Raw genomic sequence first — 24440 nt, 5'->3', positions numbered from 1 at the left:
CGTGCCCACTACCGACAGCACGACGGTAGAGGGCGAGAAGCAAGCACAGCAGGCGAGCGCGCCGTCACGGTACGGCGCGCTCGCCCGTTATCTCGGGGTCAGATTTCTGCTGATCATTCCGACTGCCTGGATTCTCGTCACCGTTGTCTTCTTTCTGATGCGAGTGATCGGTGATCCGATCACGGCGGCCCTCGGTGGCCGCCTTCCTGCCGAACAGATCGCCCAGCGCAAGGCCGAGGCCGGCTACGACCGGCCGATTCTGACGCAGTACTGGGAGTACCTGACCGGCTTGCTGCGTGGCGATTTCGGCCGTTCCGCGACCGACAACCGCGCGATCAGCGACGTCCTGCTCGTCAACGGTGCAGCCACTCTGGAACTGGCCTTCTGGGCTTTGCTGGTGGCCTTCGCCGTCGGTATTCCGCTCGGGTTCTTCGCCGCTACCCATCGCGACCGGTTCGGCGACGCCTCGTTGCGGATCTTCGCCATCCTCGCGTACGCGGCACCGGTGTTCTTCGTCGGAATGCTGCTCAAGCTGCTGTTCGCAGTCAAGCTCGGTTGGCTCCCGGTGGCCGGACGAGCCAGCACCAATGTGGAACTGGCACTGCAGAACGTCTCGCCCAAGACCAACATTCTGATCGTCGATTCGTTCCTGTACGGCGAATCGAGCTACACCATCGACGTGCTCGAGCACGCTGTGCTGCCCGCTCTCGCTCTCGGCTTGTTGACCGCCGGCGTCTTTCTGCGGCTGGTGCGCGTCAACCTGATTCAGACGCTGCAGGCACCGTTCGTCGATGCCGCTCGAGCTCGCGGGTTGAGCGAGGGGACGGTGACGAGACGACACGCGTTTCGCAACGCGATGATCCCCATCGTCACCGTCATCGGCCTGCAGATCGCCGTGCTGCTCGGCGGCGCTGTGCTCACCGAAACCACCTTCGAGTGGCAGGGCCTGGGATACGAACTCGCCCGGTACCTGCAGGCCCGCGATTTTGTTGCGGTGCAAGGCATCGTGACGTTCCTGGCCGTGGTGGTCGCCGTCGTCAGCTTCGTCACCGACGCGATCGTTGCACTCATCGACCCGAGAGTGAGGTTCTGATGAGCACCGAAGTCGTGCTGTCCGACGTACCTCCCACCCGTCCACACCGTCGAGGATTTCCCGGCGTCGCGTTCGTCAAGTCCACCTCGGGATTGCAACGCGTCACGTTGATCGTCGGCTTGGCCCTGATGGTGGGGTTCGTCATCGCGGCGGTGTTCGCGCCGCTTCTCGCGCCGTACGGGTTCTCGCAGACCAGCGACGCCGGGCAGGATTTTGCTCGCCAAGCGGCTCCGTCCGCCGAGCACTGGTTCGGTACCTCGGTCCGCGGCGAGGATGTGTTCTCGCGGGTGATCTATGGTGCCAGAACAGCATTGATGGTGATCGCGTCGTCGTTGATCCTCTCGCTGATCATCGGCGTTCCCCTCGGGCTCGCCTCGGGATACATCGGACGCTGGTTCGACCGCGTGCTCGTGCTGTTCATGGACGCGATGTACGCATTCCCGTCTCTGCTTCTCGCGGTGGTCATCTCGATCGTCGTCGCAGGTGGCCAATCGTCGAGCTTCGGCGGTATCGCATCCGCGGCGATCGCCATCACGGCCATCTTCGTCCCGCAGTACTTCCGTGTGGTCCGCAACGCCACGGTGGCGGTCAAGACCGAACCGTACGTCGATGCCGCACGGGTCACCGGCGCAGGCACACCGCGAATCCTGTTCCGCCACATCCTCGCCAACGTGGTGCAGACGCTGCCGGTCATCATCACCCTCAACGGGGCCGAGGCCATCCTGACCCTGGCCGGGCTCGGGTTCCTCGGGTTCGGCATCGAACCCACCTCCGCCTCGGAGTGGGGATACGACATCAACAAGGCCCTGCCCGATATCTCCAACGGCATCTGGTGGACGTCGGTGTTCCCGGGCCTTGGCATCGTGCTGGTGGTTCTCGGTTTGACCATGGTGGGCGAAAGTGCAAGCGAGACACTCAATCCGCTGCTACGCACCCGCAAGAAATTCAAGAAGGCGGTGAAGGTATGACATCGAGCGTTGCGACTCCACGCGAGTCCGCACTGTCGGTGAAGTCGTTGTCCGTCACGTTCCTCACCGATGCCGGCGAAGTCGATGCCGTCACCGAGGTCTCCTTCGAGGTGTATCCCGGTGAGGTACTGGCCGTGGTGGGGGAGTCCGGCTCGGGCAAGTCCGTCAGCGTCCGTTCCGCCATCGGACTGTTGCCGGACACTGCGCGCGTCGAGGGCCACGTGGTGCTCGGTGGTCAGGACGTGACGAGGCTGAGCAACAAGGCGTGGGCGCAGTTGCGCGGCAACAAGATTTCGATGGTGTTCCAGGAACCGGGCAGTGCTCTGGATCCGCTGTTCACCATCGGATATCAGATTGTCGAGGCGCTGCGTGCGCACACTCGCGCGGACGGTAAGCGGATGTCGGCGAGGGATGCGAAGACGCGGGCCATCGAGCTGTTGACGATGGTGGGCTTGCCCAACCCCGAGCAGCGCTTCTCGTACTACCCGCACGAACTCTCCGGTGGGCAGAAGCAACGCGTGATGATCGCGATCGCCATCTCGTGTGAGGCGAAGGTCATCATCGCCGACGAGCCGACCACCGCCCTCGACGTCACGGTGCAGGCCGAAATCCTCGAACTGCTACGTGATCTCAAGGATCGGCTCGGCTGCGCCATCGTGCTCATCACCCACAGCATGGGCGTCGTGTCCTATCTGGCGGACCGCGTCGTCGTCATGCAGAACGGTCGCGTCGTCGAGGAAGCGCCGGTGGCGCAGTTGTTCGCCGCCCCTGCGGACGATTACACCAAGAAGCTGCTGGCCGCGGTGCCGACTCTCGCTGCGGTGGAGTCGGACAAGACCGTCGACACCTCGGGTGAACCGGTACTGGAGGTGTCGCGGCTGGTGGTGCAGTTCTCCGGTGGTGTCGGCTCCCCGGCGTTCCGGGCGGTCGACGACGTTTCACTCACCATTCACCGCGGCGAGACCCTCGGCTTGGTGGGTGAATCCGGCTCGGGTAAATCGACCATCGGCAGATGTGTTGCAGCACTGCAGAAGCCGACAAGCGGCAGCGTGACGGTGATGGGTCGGAACATTGCCGGCGTCAGTGAACGCAAGCTCAAGCCCCTGCGCAAACGCTTCGGCTTCGTCTTCCAGGACCCGTCGGCGTCACTGAATCCGCGACTGACCGTCGGACAATGTATCGCCGAGCCGATGATCGTGCACAAGTACGGCTCCAAGGATGCGATCGCGGTGAGGACGACCGAACTGCTCGACGCCGTGCAATTGCCGTCGGGCACCGACAAGCGGTACCCGCACGAGCTGTCCGGTGGGCAGCGGCAGCGCGTCAGCCTGGCGCGCGCACTGGTGCTGGGTCCGGATCTGGTGGTGGCGGACGAGCCGACCAGTGCACTCGACGTCTCGGTGCAGGCAGCAGTGCTGGACTTGTTCGAGGCGCTACAGCAGGAATTCGGTTTCGCGTGCCTGTTCATCAGCCACGACCTCGCCGTGGTGGACCGCGTCGCGCATCGTGTGGTGGTGCTGCGCAACGGGGGAATCGTCGAAGAGGGAACGCCGTGGAAGATTCTGCGATCCCCGGAGGCGGACTACACCAAGAAGCTGTTGGCCGCGATTCCCGGCAAGCGCCTGCACACGTGAGTTCTTCTCCTGACCGCGCACTCCGGTACCGTTAGGGCGCTATCTGCCCCTCGACGGGCGCTGACATGAACTAGTACACAGGCTGGAGCCGAATGACCGAGGAATCCCAACCCACGAGCGCAACTCACTCGGGCGGTGCCTCCTACGCGGCGGCCGGGGTCGACATCGCCGCAGGAGACCGAGCAGTGCAGCTGTTCGCGCCGCTCGCCAAGAAGGCCAGTAGGCCCGAGGTCATGGGCGGTCTCGGCGGTTTCGCCGGTCTCTTCGCACTCAAGGGCGACTACCGTGAGCCGGTCCTGGCTGCCTCGACCGACGGCGTCGGCACCAAGGTCGCCGTGGCTCAGGCCCTCGGCAAGCACGACACACTCGGCCTCGACCTGGTGGCCATGGTCGTCGACGATCTTGTCGTCTGTGGAGCCGAGCCGCTGTTCCTGCAGGACTACATCGCCGTGGGCCGCGTCGTTCCCGAGCAGGTCGCAGAGCTGGTCAAGGGCATCGCCGAGGGCTGCATCATCGCCGGCTGCGCACTGCTCGGCGGCGAGACGGCCGAACACCCGGGGCTGATGGCCGACGGCGATTACGACCTCTCGGCTACCGGCATCGGCGTCGTGGAAGCAGATTCGATCCTCGGCCCCGAGCGGGTGCGTCCCGGTGACGTCGTCATCGGCATGGGATCGTCGGGCCTGCACTCCAACGGATATTCGTTGGCTCGCAAGGTGCTGCTCGAGATCAACCACATGGACCTCGGCGGACACGTCGAGGAGTTCGGCCGCACCCTCGGTGAGGAGCTGCTCGAACCCACCAAGATCTACGCCAAGGACTGCCTCGCGCTCGCAGCCGAGACCGACGTGCGTACGTTCTGCCACGTCACCGGCGGCGGACTCGCCAACAACCTCTCACGGGTGATGCCCGAGGGCCTGGTGGCCGAACTGGACCGCACCACGTGGAGCCCGGCTCCGATCTTCTCGCTGATCGCTCAGCGCGGACGCGTCGAGCGGGCCGAGATGGAGCAGACGTTCAACATGGGTGTCGGCATGGTCGCCATCGTCGCTCCCGAGGACGTCGACCGCGCCCTCGCAGTGCTCACCGCACGTCACATCGATTGCTGGACACTGGGCACGGTGAAGAAGGCAACCGGCAAGGACGTAGCCGACGAGCGCGCGCTGTTGCTGGGTAACCACCCGCGGTTCTGAACGGCAGGGTTCTGATCGGGGCGTTACCGCACGAACAAATGAGGGGGAGCCGCTAAGCGGCTCCCCCTCAGTCGTTCAGTGCACAGTACTAGCGTCGCCAGTCCTCGTACTCGTCTTCCTCGACTCGGGAATGCACATCCGAGTCAGAGTGGATGCCACGATGGGAGTTGGACGAACCACCGGAGAGTTCTTTCTGCAGACTCTCCAAGTCCGTTGTCGGCGAGCTGTACTTGAGCTCACGAGCGACCTTTGTCTGCTTTGCCTTAGCCCTGCCTCGGCCCATGGCGGTGCCCCCTCGCGGACTTGCGGGGCGGCCTGGGGAAATTTGGCGGCCCCGTTAGAGTTGGTATTTCTTCCTGGCACACACTCTAGCGCGCGAATCGCCGCGATGCGCATACGGCACCACGTGTCGGTGGCGGGCGCACCGGCGCGACACGCCCGGGGTAGGGGCCCGCGCTGCCTGTACCTGCGCATATCCGTGCACAGGCAAACTATCTTCGTGATGCGACACGAGAACTACGTGCTGCGCGTCATGGTTTGCGCGAGGATTTCAGTGCAGCTGCTGCATCGCGATACACCTTCGGTGCCAGTCCCGGCTCATCGAGCAGTGTCTGCAGTGCGGCTGCATTCTTCCCCTCGAAGAGCATTCGTACCGTCACCCCGTGGTCGGGGATCGACTCCACGGTGACCGCGTCACCGGCGGCGAAGACACCCGGTTCGAGAACTCGGAAGTACGCACCCACATCGCCGCGTGCAGTGAACCGGCGAACCCATCCCGACTCGCCCATCCACCGTGCGAACGTGCCGCAGGGCCTGCGAGCGATGGTCGCTTCCAGCGTCACCGTGCCGACTCGCCACCGTGAACCGATCACCACGTCGGTCACCGGCACCCCACTGGTGCGCAGGTTCTCCCCGAATCGACCCGGCGGAACCGGTGCCCCCAACTCGTCGGCCCAGTAGCGCGCCTCGTCTTCGTCGTAGACGTACACGGCCTGATCGAGACCGCCGTGGAACTTCGTGTCTCGGCAGTGATCGCCGCCGATGCCCAGCTCGTGGACGTCCACCTGCCCGTCGACGGGTCTCTTGTCGATGCCGCTGTCGACCACCGCTCGGCGTCCGAACGGAACGTCGGCGTGCACGACGCAGACCGCGAGAACGGTCCCGGTCACCGGCCGCGCAGGCGGTCGACGGCAGCGCGACCAGCTTGGACGTCGTCGTAGGACGGGATGGAATCAGGATCGATCGACGCGGCACACGGACCCGCTTCGAGGGGGGTGTCCACCGGAATCGTTCTCTTGAGAAGAGCGAGAGCGATCGGGCCGAGCTCGAAGTGATCGATGACGGTACCCAGACGCCCCACCGACCGTCCGCCTGCGGTGACCGCATCGCCCGTGCTGGGCCGACCGTCGGCGGAGCCGTCGAGATGCAGCAACACGAGGTGCCGCGGCGGTCGACCGAGGTTGTGGACGCGCGAGACGGTCTCCTGGCCGCGGTAGCAGCCCTTCTCCAGGTGCACGGCACCGAACTCGGCGGCACTGCCGATCCAGCGAACCTCGTGCGGAATGGTCTTCTCGTCGGTGTCGACGCCCACGCGCGGTCGCAACGATTCCACCCGCAACGCGTCGAACGCCCAGGTTCCGGCCGGGGCGGCACCGGCGTCCCGCAGGCGGAGGAACCACTCGGTGAGGTGTGCGCGGGGGATCACCACGTCGTACGAGTTCTGGCCGGGCCACGGCATCCGCCGAACGAATCCGCCGCCGTCGATCGCCGACGCACCGTAGATCTCGCTCGGAGCCGGCACACCGGCCTTGTCGAGGACCGACGCCGCGTCGGATCCCAGGACGGTGAGAACGGCCACATCGTCGGCCTCGCGGGGTTCGGCTTTCGCCCAGAACACCATCTTCTTCAGAAACGACAGCAGATCGGGGCCTGCGGCCCGTTCGGTATCGATGTAGGTGACGCCGTCCAGGTCGGTCTGGACGAAGTGGTGCTCTATGCGGCCGTTGATGTCCAGGCTCAGGTTCTCGGCCGAGCTGCCGTCGGGCAGGTTCGAGACGAGTTGGCTCGAGATCGTGTTCAACCAGCTCAGGCGTTCGTCTCCGCTGATGGCGAGGACGAAGCGGTGGGATCGATCGATGACGGCGGCCCCGCTGACGGCGTCGCGTTGTTCACCGAACGGATTGCCGTAGTGCCAGGCCACCCCGGCGTCGACGCTGTCGTCCGGGGATGGAACGGCACCGGGAAGAGTGAGAAGAGGACTTGGGCTGATCGTCACGGAATCGGACACCACCCCATAGTAGGAGCCTGGGGAGTCCGACGTTTTACCTACGTGCAACGTGTGGGATATCCGGGGGCGATTTCCCCTGTCTAGGTTTCGAGCCGTGAAAGCTCTGAGACACCCGGCAGCACAAATAGGTTTGGCAGCGATCGGCGGAATCGTGTTCGGTCTGATCGTGGGTGATTGGGCCGCGAACCTGAAGTTCGTCGGCGATCTGTTCATCCGCCTGATCCAGATGTCGATCGTGCCGCTGGTCATGGCATCGGTGATCGTGGCGACGGGATCCATGTCCGGAACAGGTACCGGCAAGATCGCGGTGCGGACGTTCAAGTGGATGATCGGCTTCTCGTTCGTGGCAGCTGTGCTGGCGTGGCTGCTGAGCGTTCTCATCCGCCCTGGTGCAGGCATGGAATTCACTGCGCAACTCGACCCGAGCCTGGAAGAGAGTGCGAGCGAGGCGCTCGGCTGGCAGGACACTCTGCTCAACTTCGTCTCGACCAATGTCTTCAGCGCGATGTCCACAGCGACGATGGTGCCGATCATCGTGTTCTCGTTGCTCTTCGGAGTTGCGCTGCGCAGCCACATCACCAAGACGGGCGACACCGGCGTACTGACGTTCATGGATCAGATTCAGCAGATCGTCCTGACGATGATTCGCCTGGTCATGACCATCGCTCCGGTCGGTGTTTTCTGTCTCCTCGCCGCTCTCGCAGGAGATGTCGGATTCTCCGTCGTCTCGACTGCGTTGAGCTACCTGGGGACCACCCTGCTCGGAGTACTGATTCTCTTCGCACTGTTCGTGATCGTGGTGACGGTACGAACCCGGTTGGATCCGAGAAGCTTGCCGAGCAAGCTCACCGAGCAGACGGCCATTGCTGTCACGACCACGAGTTCTGCAGTCACCTTCCCGACCGTTCTGAAGAACACCGTGGAGAAGGTGGGCGTCAGTCAGAAGGTCGCGAACTTCACGCTGTCGATCGGACTCACCATGGGTTCGTACGGCGCGGTCCTCAACTACATGATCGTCGTGATGTTTCTTGCGCAGGCGGGCGACGTCGATCTGAGTGTCGGTCAGATTGCCCTCGGTATGGGTCTGGCGATCCTGCTGAACATGGGCACGATCACGGTGCCGGGTGGATTCCCGGTGATCGCGATGTTCCTGGCAACGTCGTTGGACCTGCCGTTCGAAGCGGTCGGCCTGTTGATCGCCGTGGACTGGTTCGCCGGAATCTTCCGCACCTTCCTCAACGTCAACGGCGACACGTTCGTCGCGATGTTGGTGGCCAACGCCGACGACGAGATCGACCGTGACGTCTACAACGGAACCAAGACGGTCGTCGCCGAGGACATCGACCTCGACGAGTACCGCGACGTGATGGCGCAGGCAGATCGAGCCGACTGACCGTCTGGCTCTACAGTGACGGCCATGGCCGATTCGGTAGTGGTGACGTTGGACGGCCGAGTGCACGACGCCGGGCAGCCGTTGTTGTTCGCCGACGATCTGGCTGCCGTACGCGGTGACGGGGTGTTCGAGACACTGCTCGTGCGGGGCGGCGCTGCCTGCGCAGTGGAGTTGCACCTGGCCCGTCTGGCGGCGTCGGCGACGGCACTGGAACTGCCTGCTCCCGATCTCGACGAGTGGCGAACGGTGATCGACAAGTCCGTCGGTCTCTGGACCGCGGACTCGGCGGACGAGGCCGTGCTTCGGTTGGTACTCAGTCGGGGACGCGAGCGCGGTGGAGCGCCGACGGCGTTCGTGACGGTGGGGCCCCTTCCCGGGCGGGTGCGGACAGCGCGCGCGAACGGGGTGTCGGTGATCACGCTCGATCGAGGCTATTCGGTCGAGTTCTCGGGGACTGCGCCGTGGCAGCTCGCCGGAGCGAAAACACTGTCGTACGCCACGAACATGGCTGCGCTGCGGCACGCGTCCGCCGAGGGGGCCGACGACGTCATCTACCTGAGCAGCGAGGGACGGGTACTGGAAGGTCCACGGTCCACGGTGGTGCTCGCGCGCGGTAAGACACTCGTCACACCGTCGGTGGAGCAGGGCATCCTGGCCGGAACCACCGTCGCCGGGTTGTTCCAGGTTGCCCGAGCTGCCGGCTGGACCTGCGAGCACGGGCATGTCTACCCAGCGGATCTCATTGCGGCAGATAGCGTTTGGTTGGTCTCGAGTGTCACCCTCGCGGCGCGGGTGACGGCGATGAACGGCGTTGTTCTCGGTCGTCCCGGGAGCGGCGAACAGGTGGCCGAGATGGTCGATCGAGCCGTGGGAGTCGCCGCCACGTAATAGGTGCCCAACGACCCTGCCGAAAGACTCTTCCCTACTACTACTCGTAGTAGTACATTCGAATCAGTCGCGGGCCAATGCCCTGACCTGCGGTGTTGCCCGTCACAGCTCGGGTGGAAGAGTTCGGAGTATCGATGGACGCGTTGGATGTCTCGCGGTGGCAGTTCGGTATCACCACCGTTTACCACTTCATTCTCGTACCTCTCACGATCGGCCTCGCGCCGATGGTGGCCGCCATGCAGACCATGTGGGTGATCACCGGCAAGGACTCCTGGTATCGGCTGACCAAGTTCTTCGGCAAGCTGTTCCTCATCAACTTCGCCCTCGGCGTCGCGACCGGAATCGTCCAAGAATTCCAATTCGGGATGAACTGGAGTGAATACTCGCGCTTCGTCGGTGACGTGTTCGGTGCACCACTCGCGCTCGAGGGGCTGGTGGCATTCTTCCTCGAGTCCACGTTCCTCGGGCTGTGGATCTTCGGCTGGAGCAGACTCCCCAAACTTGTTCACCTGGCGGCGATCTGGCTCGTTGCCATCGGCGTGAACGCCTCGGCCTTCTTCATCATCGCAGCCAACTCCTGGATGCAGCATCCCGTCGGCGCGATCTACAACGAGGAGACCGGCCGCGCCGAGCTCACCGATATCTGGGCGCTGCTCACCAACAACACTGCGCTGGCGGCCTTTCCACACGCCGTCGCAGGTGCATTTCTCACCTCCGCAACCTTCGTCGCCGGCATCTCCGGTTGGTGGATGGTGCGCGAGGCGCGCAAGAAGAAGCTGGCCGAACAAGCCACCGACTCACGCACGATGTTCCGATCGGCAGCACGCATGTCCTTCATCGTCATGATCGTCGCAGGCGGCGCACTCGCCATCACCGGAGACATTCAGGGCAAGCTCATGTTCGAGCAGCAGCCGATGAAGATGGCATCCGCAGAATCCTTGTGCGACACGGAAACCGGAGCCAGCTTCTCGCTGCTGACCGTGGGTACCCACAACAACTGCGAATCCGTGGTGCACCTCATCTCGATTCCCGGACTCACCTCGTTCCTGGCGGAGAACGACTTCGGTGCCACCGTGCAAGGCGTCAACCAATTACAGGACCAGTACGAGCAGCAGTTCGGCCCGGGCAACTACAAGCCCAACCTTTTCGTCACGTACTGGGCATTCCGGATGATGATCGGACTGGCCGCAGGCTCGGCCCTGCTCGCCGTCGCGGGATTGTGGGTCACCAGAGGTGGTCGGATTCCCGACCAGAGGTGGTTCTCGTGGTTGTCGCTGCTGGCCATTCCGACTCCGTTCCTGGCCAACAGTGCCGGCTGGATCTTCACCGAAATGGGCCGTCAGCCATGGGTTGTCGCGCCGAATCTCTCGGGAGTCGACCAGATCCGGCTCACCGTCGATCAAGGTGTCTCCGACCATCCCGTCGGCCTCGTCGTCGCATCGCTGGTGACGTTCACACTGCTCTACGCCGCCCTCGGGGGCGTCTGGTTCTACCTGCTTCGACGCTACGTCATCGAAGGACCTCTCGACCACGACGCGCACCCGCACGTCGACCCGCCGGATTCGGAAGACGAAGAGCCCAAACAGCTCTCGTTCGCGTACTAGGGGATAGTCATGTCACTGCCCGAATTCTGGTTTCTCATCATCGCCTTCTTCTTCGTCGGCTACTTCGTGCTCGAAGGCTTCGACTTCGGCGTCGGCATGCTCATGCCCATTTTGGGCAGGCACCCGGACGCCGCGACGGGTGAGAAGCGAAGGCGTGCCGTCCTGAACACGATCGGTCCGGTCTGGGACGGCAACGAAGTCTGGCTCATCACCGCAGGCGGTGCCCTCTTCGCAGCGTTTCCCGAGTGGTACGCCACGTTGTTCTCGGGCTTCTACCTGCCGCTGTTGTTGATCCTGGTGGCGCTGATTCTGCGCATCTGCGCCATCGAATGGCGCGGAAAGATCGACGACCCGGTGTGGCGTCGACGCTGCGACATCGGCATCGGCATCGGCTCGTGGGTTCCGGCGGTGTTGTGGGGCGTCGCGTTCGCCAACATCGTGCGCGGAGTCGCGATCGACGAGAACAAGAAAGTCACCGCAGGATTCTTCGACCTGCTCAACCCGTACGCATTGCTCGGCGGAGTAACGATGGCCGTGGTGTTCGCACTGCACGGTGCCGTGTTCATCGCGCTCAAGACCTCCGGGGACGTGCACGAGGACTCGGTGAAAATGGCAGCGTGGCTTTCGGTTCCGGCAGTACTCGTCGGTGGAGCCTTCGCGCTGTGGACACAACTCGCGTACGGGAAGACCTGGACCTGGGCACTCGTCGCGGTGGCAGCCGTGGCGCTGTTGCTCGTCGTCGCGCTGACGGCGAAAGTACGCGAGGGCTGGGCCTTCGTCTTCACCAGCATCGCCATCGTTGCCGTCGTCGTGCTGCTGTTCGCCTCCCTGTTCCCCAACGTCATGCCGTCCAGCACGGACGCCGCCTTCGATCTCACCATCGCCAACGCGTCGTCCAGCCCGTACACGCTGAAGGTGATGACGTGGGCCGCGGCATTCGCTGCCCCCGTCGTCATCGGTTACCAGGCCTGGACGTACTGGGTCTTCCGGCAACGCATTTCGAGCGCTCAGATACCGGACTCGATCGGACTGACGGTGAAACCGTGAACGCACCCGCCCGCTCACGGGCACCGGTCGATCCCAGACTGTGGAAGTATTCTCGCTCCGCGCGGGGTTACCTCGTCGCGACGGTCGGACTGTCGACCGTCGTCACCCTGTGCATCATCGTGAGCGCGCTTGCCATCGGCCGCGTTCTGGCCGGCGTCATCACCGACCCGATGGCCAGATCGTTGTCCGACTGGACCACGGAACTGGTGGTGCTGGGATGTGCGATGGCAGTTCGCGTGCTCGCGACCGGAGCCCAGTCTCGATACGCGCACCGGTCGGCATCGCGAGTGGTGGCCGAGCTCGAGCTCGAAGTGCTCACGACCGCAACTCGTTTCGAGCCTCGGGAGCTCGACTCCGAACGTGAAGAGCTGGCGGTCGTGGTGACTCGCGCCATCGGCGGATTGCGGGCATACCTGATCGGCTACCTACCGGCGCTGGTGCTGGCCGTCATCGTCACCCCGTTGGTCCTGGTCGTCATCCTGACCCAGGACGTGACGTCGGCGGTGATCATCGCGGTGACCCTGCCGCTCATCCCGATCTTCATGATTCTGATCGGACTGCTGACCAAGGGGCGAGCGGCTGCGACGCTCACCACGATGACCCGGCTGTCGGCGCAGTTGCTCGATCTGTTGGCCGGTCTGCCGACATTGCGCGCACTGGGGCGCGAACACGGGCCCGCCGCCCGCATCCGAGCACTGGGCGACGCACATCGGCGAACGACGATGCGCGCGTTGAAGGTTGCCTTCCTCTCGTCGATGGTTCTCGAACTGCTCGCGACCCTGTGTGTCGCGCTGGTAGCTGTCGGTATCGGACTGCGGCTGGTATTCGGGGAGATGACACTCGAGGCAGGCATCGTCGCGTTGATCCTCGCGCCCGAGGTGTACTTTCCACTCCGGTCCGTGGGCACCCAGTTCCACGCGGCCGAGGACGGCGTCGAGGCCGCCAGCCGAGCATTCCGCGTGTTGGATCGCCGGACGGTCCGGTCGAGCGGTGGTCGAACGGTCGACGCCTCGGCCGCGAACATCGAACTCGACGGACTCACCGTCACGAGTCGAGACGGCGAGGCTCCGGCAGAGCTCAATGCAGTGTGCCGAGCGGGCACCGTCACGGTACTGACCGGACCGAACGGCGCAGGCAAATCGACTGCACTACAAGCGATCCTGGGTCTGACAACGCCTTCGAGCGGCGCGGTGAGAATAGGGGGAGTGCCGGTGGCCGAACTCGACCTCGACCAGTGGTGGGCGCAGGTTGCCTGGCTCCCGCAGCGGCCGGTGTTGTTGCCCGGCACGCTGTACGAGAACGTCACCCTGCACGGAGTGCCCGACTCGGATGCCTTGAACGCTGCGTGCCGTTCGGCCGGCTTCGACGAGGTTCTCCGAGATCATCCGGCCGGCTGGGACACCCGCGTCGGTCAGGGCGGAGTGGGGCTGTCGCTCGGCGAACTGCAGCGCCTCGCCCTCACCCGGACCTTCGTCTCGAATGCTTCGGTGATGGTGCTGGACGAGCCGACCGCACACCTCGACTCGACGCGGGAAAAGACTGTGCTGCAGGCTGTTCGAGCCGCGGCCGACCGAGGAGTCACCGTGGTGATGGTGGGTCACCGGCGGTCGGTGTTGCATGCCGCCGACCGAGTCGTCGAGGTACACAGTGACGCGACCCTGCACCCGAAGGTCGATCATGTCTGATCTGCGTCGGGCGTTGGCGTTGTTGGAGCTCTCCCCGCGGCGGGTGGCGGTGGCCGTGGCCGCCGGAGTGGCGACCCTCGGGAGTGCGCTGGCTCTGGCCGCGCTCTCGGCATGGTTGATCACCCGAGCCTGGCAGATGCCACCCGTGCTCGATCTGTCCGTGGCAGTGGTAGCCGTTCGGGCGCTCGGCATTTCGCGGGGAGTGTTCAGATATCTGGAACGGCTGTCCACACACGACGCGGCTCTGCGCGGTACGACGGCAGCTCGCACCGGAATCTACGAGAGGTTGGCGAACGGAAACGGAGCAATCCACCTGCGGCGCGGTGACGTTCTCGCGCGCACCGGAGCGGACGTGGACGTGCTCGGCGACGTCGTCGTGCGGGCCGTCGTGCCCATCTGTGTCAGCGTCGTGATGATGTTCGCCGCGGTGGGCCTGCTCGCCGGCATCGCGCCCGCTGCCGCGTCGATCCTGGCGGTGGCGTTGCTGGTCGCCGGAGTGGGCGCACCGATGCTGGCGGCGCGGTCGGCGAGGATCGCCGAAGAGGCCGGTGCCGACGCCGACGCACGGTTCGCGGAGTCGGCCGTCCGCGCCCTCGACCATGCTGCGGAATTGCGGGTCGCCGGGCGACTGGACAAAACACTGGCCGAAGCTCGAAGCGCAGCACAGGATTCGGTGGTTGCCCGGGACCGCGCCGCCCGTCCGTCGGCCATGGCCGACGCCGCTGGGCCGCTGTCGATCGGAGCGTCGGTGATCGGGTCCTTGCTCGTCGGAATCGGTCTGTACGGACCGGACGGAGGCACCGCCGGCGGTATGACGCCGATGGCACTGGCGATCATCGTGCTGGTTCCGCTGGCTGCGTTCGAGGCGACTGCCGCGCTCCCCGGGGCGGCTGTCGCGCTGATGCGCGGCCGAATCGCAGCCACCCGAATCATGGCGATGCTCGATGCGGCTCCGCCGCAGTGGCGTGGTTATGTGCCCTCTGGGGTCCTCAACCGCACCACTGCGCGAAGCGCACTCATCGGCCCCAGTGGATCGGGTAAAACGACGATGTTGCGCGCACTTGCCGAGGAATACGGCTCGGACGCAGCGCTGTTCGCCGAGGATGCGCATCTGTTCGACACCTCGATTCTGGAGAATCTGCGGGTGGTTCGCGGCGACGTGAACGAGCGGGAAGCAGTGGAGGCGCTGCGGAAAGTGGGCCTCGGCTCGTGGCTCGACGCGATGCCCCTCGGTGTCCACACGACTCTGGTGGGCGGCGCACAGGCAGTGTCCGGGGGAGAGCGGCGCAGGCTGCTGCTCGCGCGCGCTCTGCTCGGTACCGCACCGATCGTGCTGCTGGACGAGCCGACGGAACACCTCGACGGAGTCTCCGGCGCACGGATACTGCGCGAGCTGCTCACCACCGACGGCGGCCTGTTCGGTGCCGACCGAATCGTAGTGGTCGTCACCCATCAATTGCCGGAGAACACCGACGCCGACCAGGTGATCGATCTCGGTGCAGACCCGAAGAAAAAACACTTTGCCGACTCGGAATCTCCGGCGTACGTTGGGAGTACACGAGAGAGGAGGTGGTCTGAAGTTGATGAACTCTAGGACGCGTGAGGTGGCTGTCAGCTAGCCGCTATCGCTGACGGATTCACTGCGAAGACCGCGCGAGCGGCAAGCGAATCCCAGGCAGCTACCCGGCCCCCGAGCCCCCGACCTGTCCGGTCGGGACCTGAAAGCAGGTATGGCTCGGGGGCCGTTCGCGTGCAACGAGCAGGAAGAAAGATTCAGCCGATGTAGCGAGAGAGCCGTGCGGACAACCGCGGTGCGAGTGGGCCGTCGGCGACGACACGTTCCTCGACGTACGCCAGATCTCCACCCTCGACGATGCCGTAGAGCCGCTTCGCCCCGCCGACCAGCGCACCCGAGGTGCTGCGGATGACGACGTCGGTGGCGAGTTCCCAGGACGACTTGGTGAGTGCGTGTCCGTAATACAGTTCGACCACACCGGTGCTGTGGGTCAGCAGGAGCTCGATGACCTCTTCGTTCTCGGAACCCTTGACGCCGTGGCCGCCGCTGACGCGCCAGAATCCGGTCTCGCGGAGGTCGGGGTGAGCGTAGTTGCCGTCGGAGTCCAGCCGCCAGGAGCGCGATTCCCAGCTCAGGTAGCTGCCGCCGTCGTGGGTGATGACGATCTGCTGTCCGAAGAGGTAGTCGGTTCCCAGTTCGGGGTCGTGCCCCTCGCCCTCACCGCGCCAGACACCGACGAGTGGCAACAGAGCCAGCATCGACGGGTTCAGATCGGGACCGAGCCGCAGGTTGGCGGTGTCGTCGGGATGGGGGATATCGGGCAGTACCGGGACGTTGCGCAACGATGCCTCGGCGAACTTCTGTTCGGCCGCCGCTATCGCTTCGTCACCACTGGTGATGGGGGCGTTCCGTCCCTCGTCAGCACTGCCGGGTTGCCCCGCAACCGGATCCGTCACGACTCGTCGTTGACCAGTCGGTAGACGACGTAGAGCGAGAACGCGATGATGGCAATTGCCGCGAGCGCAAGCAATACCTCGAAGAAGATGACCACGGGATCGAGTTTAACCCGCGTAGTTTCCCACCGAGAACAGCGGCCCGAATCCGACGTGTGTCCTTGGTGACATCTACCCAACTTCGGGGTCGTCAGTGCGCTGGATCACTCGTATTGGTGGAGAAATCCCGGCAAGCAGGTACCTTCTTCGGGGGACGTCGGGCGCTCGCGGGCGAATTTCCGACGTTTTTCACTGTGTTCTGTCACGAAGGCTGGGGAGGTCTCCGCAACAATGCTGCGTCGTAAACGCGCTCTGACATCGTCGTTCGGATCCGTGTTGTTCAGGTCTGCTGTGGTGACCCTGGCGCTGGCGCTCGCAGCACCCGCTGCTGCGCTCGCCGCACCCGACTCCGGATCGGCGGACTCAGGATCGGCGGACTCCGGTTCCGCAGACTTCGGGTCCTCGCAGGGTCCGAACATCGATCCCAACAACTACGCGCAGGACTGCCCGGACGTGCTGCTGTTGGCGGTGTCCGGAGCCACCGACTCGGCCGCAGATCGCAATCCGCTCAACGAAGAAGCACAGACGATCGCGTCGAACTGGGTCGGCAACGTCACCGTTCCGGTCGGTGAGGCGAACGCGGACAGCCCCGGTACCGTCGGCTGGCTCTACGTCCCGTACACCTCCACGTACGGCTTCGACGTCATCGACAACGTGGCTACCTACCAGGAATCGATCGCCGACGGCCTCGCGTCGACCAATCGATTGATGGACGAGTACAAGACCAAGTGCGGCGAGAAGACCAAGTTCGTTCTGCTCGGGTACAGCGTCGGCGGTGAGGTTCTCGATCGACTCGCGATCGAACTCGGACACCGCGATCCGAATGCCCTCGTCACAGCCGACGACGTCGTCGGCGTCATGATGGTCGGGTCGCCCTACCGCCCGGCCGGTGTGCCGAACTTCGGTGACGAGGTAGGCGAGTCACGCGGCGGATTCATGGACCAGTCGCCCCGGGACTACGGATCGATGACCGACAAGGTCACGTGGTCGTGCCGACCCTACGACCTCGCCTGCGATTCGCCGGACAAGATCGAACTGCTGCAGCTGGCGCTCGGCGTGCTCGGTCAGATGCGGTTGACCCTGCTGAATCCGGTGCAGACCGTCTCCGATTTCGCTCGGACGGTAGCGAGCATCGCCACCCGCGCGATCGTCGACATCGCCACGAACAAGTCCTGGCTCGAGTCGGACGAGACGCTTCTGCAGGTTCTGGTCAAGGTCTCCGACCGGCAGTATCAGGTGGACGACGCGCAGGCTGCGGCAGCGCTGTCTCCCGACCAGCTGCTCGCCGATCTCAACTGGGCTCTCGGGCCCGGTGCCGAGACCGTGAAGGCGAAATTGCGGGCCGAAGGCGAGGGCCTGGTGGAGAACAACAAGGGCATCGTCGACGTCGTGCTCGGGCCCTATTTGGCAATCGGCTTTCTGCAGCACCTGTCCTACTGGTACAACGACCCCAACGACGGTTACGAGTGGGAGAGCGAGAAGATGGTCGCCTGGGTGACCGATCTCGCTCGCACCGAACGCGAGAAGAACAACGCACCCCCTGCCGTCGATCCGGCCGCGCCGTCCGTGCCCGAGACTCCCCAGCCTGCGTCGGAGCCTCGCCTGCTGCCGGAGCCGGGAACACAGACTCGCGTCAGCGACCTCGGTGCCTTCCTCGAGTCCCAGGGCATCCCGGTCCCGGAGGGGATGTTCCCGCCGCAGTACTCCACTGTTCCGGAGCGCACCACCGCAGCGCCCGTGCCCAACTGAACAATCATCGGCCTGGACAGAAAAGAACCCCGCACCTGCTCGTAGGTGCGGGGTTCTTCGTTTCGATCGGTGCTGCGAAATCAGACTCCGACGGTGACGTCGGCAGAGTGCACGCCTGCGCCCTCGGGAGCGATGACGGTGTCGCCGTTGCCCGATGCCGACAGTGCGCGCAGCGTCCACTGGCCGGGAGCGGCGAAGAAGCGGAAGTCTCCGGTGCCCGACGCGACGACCTCGGCGGTGAACTCGCCGGTGCCGTCGAGCAGACGCACGAACGCTCCTGCTACCGGCTCACCGTCGCCGGCGAGGACGCGGCCGGTGATGACCGTTTCCTTCTCGACGTCGACGCCTGCCGGGATGGTCTGGCCCTGTACGGGTGCTCCACACATATCAGTGAACCTCCAACTCGATGGGTGCTCCGACGAGGGAGCCGTACTCGACCCAGCTACCGTCGTAGTTCTTGACGTCTTCCTTGCCCAGCAGCTCCTTGAGGACGAACCAGGTGTGGCTCGAACGCTCACCGATGCGGCAGTAGGCGATGGTGGCCTTCTCGTCGTCGTAGCCCTTGGTCTTGTACAGCTCTTCGAGCGCGTCGTCGGACTTGAACGTGCCGTCCTCGTTGGCGGTGGTGCTCCACGGGATGTTGATCGCCGACGGCACATGACCACGCTGCTGAGCCTGTTCCTGCGGCAGGTGAGCCGGGGCGAGGATCTTGCCCGAGAACTCGTCGGGCGAGCGCACGTCGATCAGGTTCTTGTTGCCGATCGCGTCGATGACCTCGTCGCGGAATGCGCGGATCGACAGGTCGGGAGCCTCGGCACGGTACTGGGTGGTCTCCCGGCTGACGACGTCCTTCGACAGTGCGCGTCCGTCGAGTTCCCACTTCTTGCGTCCACCGTCGATGAGCTTGACGTCCTTGTGGCCGTAGAGCTTGAAGTACCAGTAGGCGTAGGCGGCGAACCAGTTGTTGTTTCCGCCGTACAGAACGACGGTGTCGTCGTTGCTGATGCCCTTCGCCGACAGCAGGTCCGAGAACTGCTCCTGGCCCAGGAAGTCGCGGCGAACCGGGTCCTGCAGGTCCTTGCGCCAGTCGAGCTTGACTGCACCTTCGATGTGTCCGCCGTCGTAGGCGCTGGCGTCTTCGTCGACCTCGACGAAGACGGTCTTCGGTGCGTTCAGGTTCTGCTCGGCCCAGTCGGCAGAGACCAGGACGTCGGAGCGAGCCATGGTGTTCCTTTCGGTCTTTCTTGTACGGATCGGAAGAAGGGTGTGAGTGCTAGGTGCTGCGCAGTCGCGCCGCGAGGGGGTAGAGCATGCACCCGAGGCAGACCGCGAACGCGGCGTTGAGAAACGCCGCGAACAAGGCGAAGCCTGCTGCCACGGTGCCGACGACGGGAGCGCCGAGCACGAAGCCGAGAACTCCGACGGCGGCGAACGCGAATCCCACCAGCTGAGCGAACTTCAACGGAGCCACCGGCTCGCGTTCGCTGGTCGGGGAGAGTCGCGGAGCGACGAACGTCGCGTAGATCGTGCCGTACGGACTGTGCTTGGGTCCGCGTACGGCTCCGATTCCGAACACGATCGCCTGTAGCCCGAGCAGGATTGCCGCTGCGGGGACCGAGATCGTGGTCAGGAGAAGTACGACGACCAGGACGGCGGTGGTGATCCACGCTGCGAAGCGCGGGCCGCGGACGTCGACCTGGTCGATCGTGTGGGTGTCGGTGTGGGTGTCGTGTGTCGACATCGAGAAGTACTCCTGTACGAGGCCGGGGCACGCCGCAAAGGCAGTGCTCGGACGTGGATTCCTGTCTTGGGCCGACATCACGCATGGGCGTGGCGGCAGAAGGAAATCAGCAGCAGCGACAGCAACATCCGCCCAGTCGGCACAGATCAACCGTGCGTCGACTGGTGAGCATCAGCTCGTGGCGGGAGAACACGAAGAGCATCCTACCTGCTACCAGCGGTGCGTCGAACCGCCGGCCCGAGCGGGTGCGGTCACAGGGCGTCGAGCGCGGACCGCAGAGCCGCCGCGGAGGGAACCCCCGCGATTCTGGAGCGCCGACGCAACTCGGTGTCGAGCACGAACGTGGTGGGCAACGACAGCACTCCCAGCTCACGAGCGAGGGCCGGATGGGCATCGATGTCGAGCTCTACTTCGCGGGCCCCGCTGCGGTCGTTCAGCACTTGGCCTACGACGCGACGGACGGCCGCGCACGGTCCGCACCAGTCCGCCGAGAAGTGCAGCACGGTCGCGGTGTCGGTCGTGATGCCCGCCTCGAGCAGGAGTGGGCGTAGCGCGTCGGTGTCGGAGCCGGTGTCTCGTACGGCGCGCACGGTGCCGGACCGGCTCCGGAGGTAGAGCCCGGTGACTACGGCGAGGACCGCCACGACCAACAGGACTGTGATCCCTGTCACGGCTTTTCGATCTCGTTGAGGTCGATCGTCACGTTGTCGCCCGAACCCTCGATGACGATCTGCGACCCTTCCGCGTACACGTCGGTAGGCAGAAGTCCGAAGGGCAGGTTCTGGCGCTCGATGGTCTTGGTGAACAACCCGAGCACGGTCGGCTTGGCGAAGTCGGGAATCGTGAAGTCCGCCCGACCCTCGGGGCCGAAGTAGAAGTCGGATGCCACGATGGCGACACTGTCTCCCTCGAGCAGAAGGTCGGCTTCCACGCTCACTGTGGTCTGCAGTGGGCCGACCGGCACCGTTCCGGTCAGCACGACGCCTCCGGTCGTCGTCTTCCCCGAGCCACCCGAGCCGCCCGTGCCGTCGGACTTGTCGGCCGGGGGCGCAGAAACCTGCAGGTCGACGATGCCGAGGAACCGGCCGAGGTCGGTCGCTTCGATGCGGACGCGGCCGTCGAGTTCGTCGACCGGAATGGCGCGGACGTTGTTGTCGATCAAGTCCGACAGGGCGATGTGGACGCCGCGAAGATTGGCCTCGATGGTCGTCGAGCCGACGTATTCGGTGGGAACGTCCTGAGCCCTGATCTCGATGTTCTGGTAACGGCCGTCCGCTGCCTGGGTCAGGAACGGGAATCCGTGCACGATCACCTGGGGGTCCGAATTGAGTTCGCCACCGGCGCGAATCGCGCGTGAGACTCGGTATTCGGAATACGCCGCCGCGCCGAAATCCACGACGAGCGCGAGGGCCAGCAGGCTGACGAGTCCGATGAGAAGTGTGCGCACGCGTCCATTGTGACCGACGGGTCGCGTACTGCCCGCTTCGGCCAGTTGTACGGACAAGCTAGTCTGTGTCCTTGACGAATACTCCAATCCAGCTCGGGCTGGACCGGCCAGCAGTAAGAATGGAGACGCAGTGGAGCTCCTACTACTGACCTCCGACCCCAATCCGGAGGGCGTTCTTCCGTCCCTTGCTCTTCTGGCGCATCACGTGCGACCGGTGCCCACCGAGGTCTCCTCGCTACTCGAAGCGGGTTCGGCCGATATCGCGCTCGTGGACGCCCGCACCGATTTGGCTGCGGCACGCGGGTTGTGTCGCCTGCTGGGCAGTACCGGGTCGGCCATCCCCGTCGTCGCGGTTCTCACCGAGGGCGGGCTCGTGGCGGTCAACTCCGATTGGGGCCTGGACGACATCCTGCTTCCGGGTACCGGCCCGGCGGAGCTGGACGCGCGCTTGCGGCTACTGGTGGGGCGTAGTGGCGGCGTCGCGAGCCCGGAGACCTCGGGCAAGATCACGCTCGGCGAGTTGATCATCGACGAGGGCACCTACACCGCGCGACTGCGCGGTCGTCCGCTCGATCTGACCTACAAGGAATTCGAGCTGCTGAAGTATCTGGCTCAGCACGCGGGCCGCGTGTTCACTCGCGCCCAACTGCTGCAGGAGGTGTGGGGTTACGACTTCTTCGGTGGCACGCGCACCGTCGACGTCCATGTTCGACGCCTACGCGCCAAGCTCGGCACCGAGTACGAATCGCTGATCGGCACAGTGCGCAACGTGGGATACAAGGCGGTCCGGCCTGCGCGCAACACCAAGGGCGGCCCAGTTGCATCGGACGGCGCGGGCGGGGATACCGGCGATGCGGATTTCGAGTTCGAGCAGGAGAGTACTCTCTCCTAGATGAGTTCGGATACTGCGTTCGGCGTCCATCCCATCGACGGCGACGCACCGTCTTCTCGGGTTTCCGACGAGGTTCATCGGATCCTTTCTCGCGCAACGGAAGTCGACGGCACCGCGCCGCTCTCGGAGCAGGCGGTGAAGGCGGTCGACGCCGGCGAGAACGTCGTTCGTCTCGTCGCCACCGAAGGTGATCGCGTTGTCGGCTACGCCGGAATCGCCGACGGGATGGCCGAGGCGGTGGTCGATCCTTCTTCTCGCGGTCGCGGTATTGGTCGCGAATTGGTTTCTCGCGCACTCGATATCGGCTCGGATGCGCGAATCTGGGCGCATGGCAACATCGCCGCGGCGCAGTCCGTTGCAGCTCGTCTGGAGCTGAAGGTGGTTCGGGAATTGCTGCAGATGCGTCGGGCATCGGCCAGTCCTGATCTCCCCGATGTTGTTGTGTCGGACGGTATTACGCTGCGAACCTATCGTGGTCATCAGGACGACGCAGAGCTGCTGCGGGTGAACAATGCGGCATTCTCGTGGCACCCCGAGCAGGGTGGCTGGACCGACCGCGACATTGCTGCGCGACGAGACGAGCCCTGGTTCGATCCGGCGGGCCTGTTCCTGGCGTTCGAGGAAGGCAGCGACCACCTGCTGGGATTTCACTGGACAAAAGTTCATTCGGCCGAGGGCACCGAGCCGGCCATCGGTGAGGTGTACGTCGTCGGTATCGATCCGCAGTCCCAGGGCCGTGGTCTCGGTCGAGTGTTGACGCTGGCGGGCCTGCACTACCTGCGTAGCCGCGAACTGGGTCAGATCATGCTGTACGTCGAGGCCGACAACACTGCCGCGGTACACACTTACACCAAGCTCGGGTTCACGAATTACCACGTGGACGCCGCGTACGCGCGTACCGTCTAAACGGACATTTCCAGCGCGGTGTTCATCTTCCGTTCACCCACGCGGGGGTAAACGTCTACCACCTGCCCTTACCTTTCTCTCTGGGCGGCAACCAACGCCGCCTGGTGCGAGGTTTCTTTCGAGCCGGCACCCACACAGTCACTGCTCGGCCGATCAGGCCCGAGGCGTGAACACGGCCCAAGATTCCTCGGAGGAAACAGGTGAACCTCAAGCGCAACGGTGCTCTCATGAGTGCAGTGGCAGTCAGTGCCATGTTGCTGGCCGCATGCGGTAGCGACGCGAACGTCGCCACCACGGACGGCGCATCACAGTCCTCGGCTACCTGCGAAGGCAAGTCCCCGCTGACCGGTGAAGGCTCGTCCGCTCAGCAGAACGCCATGTCCAACTTCACCTCGATCTACTCCGGCGTCTGCGCCGGCAAGGCCGTCGAGTACACCACCAGCGGCTCGGGTAACGGCCGCACGCAGTTCGTCGCCGGTCTCGTCGACTTCGCCGGATCCGACTCGTCGATCAAGGACGATCAGGCCGCCCAGGCTGCCGTTCGTTGCGCAAACAACCCGGCCTGGAACCTGCCCTTGGTCTTCGGCCCGGTTGCAGTGGCCTACAACGTCGACGGTGTCGACAATCTGGTGCTGAACCCCGACGTCATCGCCCAGATCTTCACCGGCAAGATCACCACCTGGAACGACCCGGCCATCGCCGCACTCAACGAGGGCGCAACGCTCCCGTCGACCGCGATCACCCCGGTCTACCGCTCCGACTCCTCGGGCACCAGCGACAACTTCCAGCGCTTCCTGGCTGCATCCGCTCCCGAGGCCTGGACCCTGAACCACAGCTCCGACTGGGCCGGCGGAGTCGGTGAAGGTGCCAACGGATCCTCGGGCGTCGCCCAGGCCGTGGCCGCAACCCCCGGTGCGATCACCTACGTCGAGAAGGGCTTCGCCGACCAGGAGAGCCTGGGCAAGGCAGCCGTCGACTTCGGCAACGGACCGGTCGAGCTGAGCAGCGAGACCGCAGGCAAGGCCATCGACGCCGCGAAGTTCAAGGGTGAGGGCAACGACCTCGTCATCGACATCGACGGCCTGTACGCCAGCAACGCAGCCGACACGTACCCGCTGGTCCTCGCGACCTACGAAATCGTGTGCTCGAAGGGCTACGACGCCGACACCACGGCAGCCGTCAAGTCCTTCCTGCTCAGTGCAGCCAACGAGGGCCAGGAGGGCCTCGAGGCAGCCGGCTACGTCCCGCTGCCCGACGCATTCAAGGAACGCCTGGTCACCGCTATCGAAGCGATCGCCTGATTCAATGAGACGTAATCTTGCTTCGGCTCGCGACATCGCGAGCC

23 protein-coding genes are annotated in these 24440 nt (G+C 64.7%); 14 read left to right on the top strand and 9 right to left on the bottom strand.

The window, feature by feature from the left end; genetic code table 11:
- Position 1: 1 nt before the first annotated feature.
- The 4 genes from BH93_RS21785 (at position 2) to purM (ending at position 4888) form a co-directional block, all read left to right on the top strand.
- Complete coding sequence (locus BH93_RS21785; RefSeq protein ID WP_052064772.1) at positions 2–1093, top strand: ABC transporter permease; 1092 nt, start codon at positions 2–4, stop codon at positions 1091–1093.
- Entirely contained in the window at positions 1093–2061 is a 969-nt protein-coding gene (locus tag BH93_RS21780; RefSeq protein WP_032376376.1) for an ABC transporter permease, read from the top strand. Before BH93_RS21785 ends, BH93_RS21780 begins: the two co-directional genes overlap by 1 nt.
- Entirely contained in the window at positions 2058–3695 is a 1638-nt protein-coding gene (locus BH93_RS28150; protein WP_037171128.1) for an ABC transporter ATP-binding protein, read from the top strand. Before BH93_RS21780 ends, BH93_RS28150 begins: the two co-directional genes overlap by 4 nt.
- Before the next feature lie 92 nt (positions 3696–3787).
- Positions 3788–4888: a phosphoribosylformylglycinamidine cyclo-ligase gene (purM, locus tag BH93_RS21770; protein WP_032376541.1), complete on the top strand. Its 1101-nt coding sequence runs from the start codon at positions 3788–3790 to the stop codon at positions 4886–4888.
- Positions 4889–4976: 88 nt separating this feature from the next.
- Here the strand turns inward: purM and BH93_RS21765 are convergent, their stop codons facing one another.
- The 3 genes from BH93_RS21765 to ygfZ form a co-directional block, all read right to left on the bottom strand.
- The gene (locus BH93_RS21765) at positions 4977–5171 is read right to left on the bottom strand and encodes a DUF3073 domain-containing protein (RefSeq protein WP_008719426.1); all 195 of its coding nucleotides are present in this window, start codon (positions 5169–5171) and stop codon (positions 4977–4979) included.
- A 247-nt stretch (positions 5172–5418) separates the two neighbouring features.
- Positions 5419–6057, bottom strand: a complete 639-nt coding sequence (locus tag BH93_RS21760; RefSeq protein WP_037171130.1) for an MOSC domain-containing protein — start codon at positions 6055–6057, stop codon at positions 5419–5421.
- Positions 6054–7175 (bottom strand): CAF17-like 4Fe-4S cluster assembly/insertion protein YgfZ, encoded by a 1122-nt coding sequence (ygfZ, locus tag BH93_RS21755; protein ID WP_037171177.1) that lies wholly within the window; start codon positions 7173–7175, stop codon positions 6054–6056. The genes BH93_RS21760 and ygfZ overlap by 4 nt, the downstream gene beginning before the upstream one ends.
- Positions 7176–7269: 94 nt before the next feature.
- Here ygfZ and BH93_RS21750 point away from each other — a divergent pair, with 94 nt between their 5' ends.
- The 6 genes from BH93_RS21750 to BH93_RS21725 all read left to right on the top strand — a co-directional run bounded on the left by BH93_RS21750 (position 7270) and on the right by BH93_RS21725 (position 15386).
- Positions 7270–8568: a dicarboxylate/amino acid:cation symporter gene (locus BH93_RS21750; protein ID WP_037171131.1), complete on the top strand. Its 1299-nt coding sequence runs from the start codon at positions 7270–7272 to the stop codon at positions 8566–8568.
- A 24-nt stretch (positions 8569–8592) separates the two neighbouring features.
- Positions 8593–9456 carry an aminodeoxychorismate lyase gene (locus tag BH93_RS21745; protein ID WP_037171133.1) on the top strand — a complete coding sequence of 288 codons (864 nt, stop codon included), beginning with the start codon at positions 8593–8595 and terminating at the stop codon, positions 9454–9456.
- Between the two features lie 134 nt (positions 9457–9590).
- Positions 9591–11060, top strand: a complete 1470-nt coding sequence (locus BH93_RS21740) for a cytochrome ubiquinol oxidase subunit I (RefSeq protein WP_037171178.1) — start codon at positions 9591–9593, stop codon at positions 11058–11060.
- 9 nt (positions 11061–11069) lie between these two features.
- Positions 11070–12107 carry a cytochrome d ubiquinol oxidase subunit II gene (gene cydB, locus BH93_RS21735; RefSeq protein WP_037171135.1) on the top strand — a complete coding sequence of 346 codons (1038 nt, stop codon included), beginning with the start codon at positions 11070–11072 and terminating at the stop codon, positions 12105–12107.
- Complete coding sequence (cydD, locus tag BH93_RS21730) at positions 12104–13792, top strand: thiol reductant ABC exporter subunit CydD (RefSeq protein WP_037171137.1); 1689 nt, start codon at positions 12104–12106, stop codon at positions 13790–13792. The genes cydB and cydD overlap by 4 nt, the downstream gene beginning before the upstream one ends.
- Complete coding sequence (locus BH93_RS21725) at positions 13785–15386, top strand: ATP-binding cassette domain-containing protein (protein WP_080738883.1); 1602 nt, start codon at positions 13785–13787, stop codon at positions 15384–15386. Before cydD ends, BH93_RS21725 begins: the two co-directional genes overlap by 8 nt.
- 179 nt (positions 15387–15565) lie before the next feature.
- On the opposite strand, the gene BH93_RS21720 is transcribed toward BH93_RS21725, so the two are convergent.
- On the bottom strand, positions 15566–16207 hold the full coding sequence (locus tag BH93_RS21720; RefSeq protein ID WP_052064779.1) for an FABP family protein: 642 nt from the start codon (positions 16205–16207) through the stop codon (positions 15566–15568).
- Positions 16208–16591: 384 nt separating this feature from the next.
- Here BH93_RS21720 and BH93_RS21715 point away from each other — a divergent pair, with 384 nt between their 5' ends.
- Positions 16592–18109, top strand: a complete 1518-nt coding sequence (locus tag BH93_RS21715) for a cutinase family protein (protein WP_037171138.1) — start codon at positions 16592–16594, stop codon at positions 18107–18109.
- 80 nt (positions 18110–18189) lie between these two features.
- Here the strand turns inward: BH93_RS21715 and BH93_RS21710 are convergent, their stop codons facing one another.
- From BH93_RS21710 to BH93_RS21690, 5 genes are all read right to left on the bottom strand, one after another.
- A complete protein-coding gene (locus BH93_RS21710) occupies positions 18190–18495 on the bottom strand; it encodes a DUF1416 domain-containing protein (protein WP_032376387.1) in 306 nt (101 codons plus the stop codon).
- Between the two features lies 1 nt (position 18496).
- Positions 18497–19333: a sulfurtransferase gene (locus BH93_RS21705; RefSeq protein ID WP_037171140.1), complete on the bottom strand. Its 837-nt coding sequence runs from the start codon at positions 19331–19333 to the stop codon at positions 18497–18499.
- A 49-nt stretch (positions 19334–19382) separates the two neighbouring features.
- Positions 19383–19850, bottom strand: coding sequence for a DUF4395 domain-containing protein (locus tag BH93_RS21700; RefSeq protein ID WP_037171142.1), 468 nt, complete (start codon positions 19848–19850; stop codon positions 19383–19385).
- Positions 19851–20101: 251 nt separating this feature from the next.
- Positions 20102–20521 (bottom strand): thioredoxin family protein, encoded by a 420-nt coding sequence (locus tag BH93_RS21695; protein ID WP_037171143.1) that lies wholly within the window; start codon positions 20519–20521, stop codon positions 20102–20104.
- Positions 20518–21297 carry an LmeA family phospholipid-binding protein gene (locus BH93_RS21690; RefSeq protein ID WP_032376391.1) on the bottom strand — a complete coding sequence of 260 codons (780 nt, stop codon included), beginning with the start codon at positions 21295–21297 and terminating at the stop codon, positions 20518–20520. The genes BH93_RS21695 and BH93_RS21690 overlap by 4 nt, the downstream gene beginning before the upstream one ends.
- Positions 21298–21427: 130 nt before the next feature.
- On the opposite strand from BH93_RS21690, the gene BH93_RS21685 reads away from it, so the two are divergent.
- The 3 genes from BH93_RS21685 (at position 21428) to pstS (ending at position 24396) form a co-directional block, all read left to right on the top strand.
- Positions 21428–22189, top strand: coding sequence for a winged helix-turn-helix transcriptional regulator (locus BH93_RS21685; RefSeq protein WP_032376392.1), 762 nt, complete (start codon positions 21428–21430; stop codon positions 22187–22189).
- Complete coding sequence (gene mshD / locus BH93_RS21680) at positions 22190–23095, top strand: mycothiol synthase (protein ID WP_052064773.1); 906 nt, start codon at positions 22190–22192, stop codon at positions 23093–23095.
- Positions 23096–23295: 200 nt separating this feature from the next.
- Entirely contained in the window at positions 23296–24396 is a 1101-nt protein-coding gene (gene pstS, locus BH93_RS21675; RefSeq protein WP_032376394.1) for a phosphate ABC transporter substrate-binding protein PstS, read from the top strand.
- Positions 24397–24440: the final 44 nt, after the last annotated feature.

Origin of the sequence: Rhodococcoides fascians A25f, assembly GCF_000760935.2 — a bacterium.
Lineage (GTDB): Bacteria > Actinomycetota > Actinomycetes > Mycobacteriales > Mycobacteriaceae > Rhodococcoides.
This window is presented reverse-complemented; position numbering and strand designations above follow the sequence as displayed.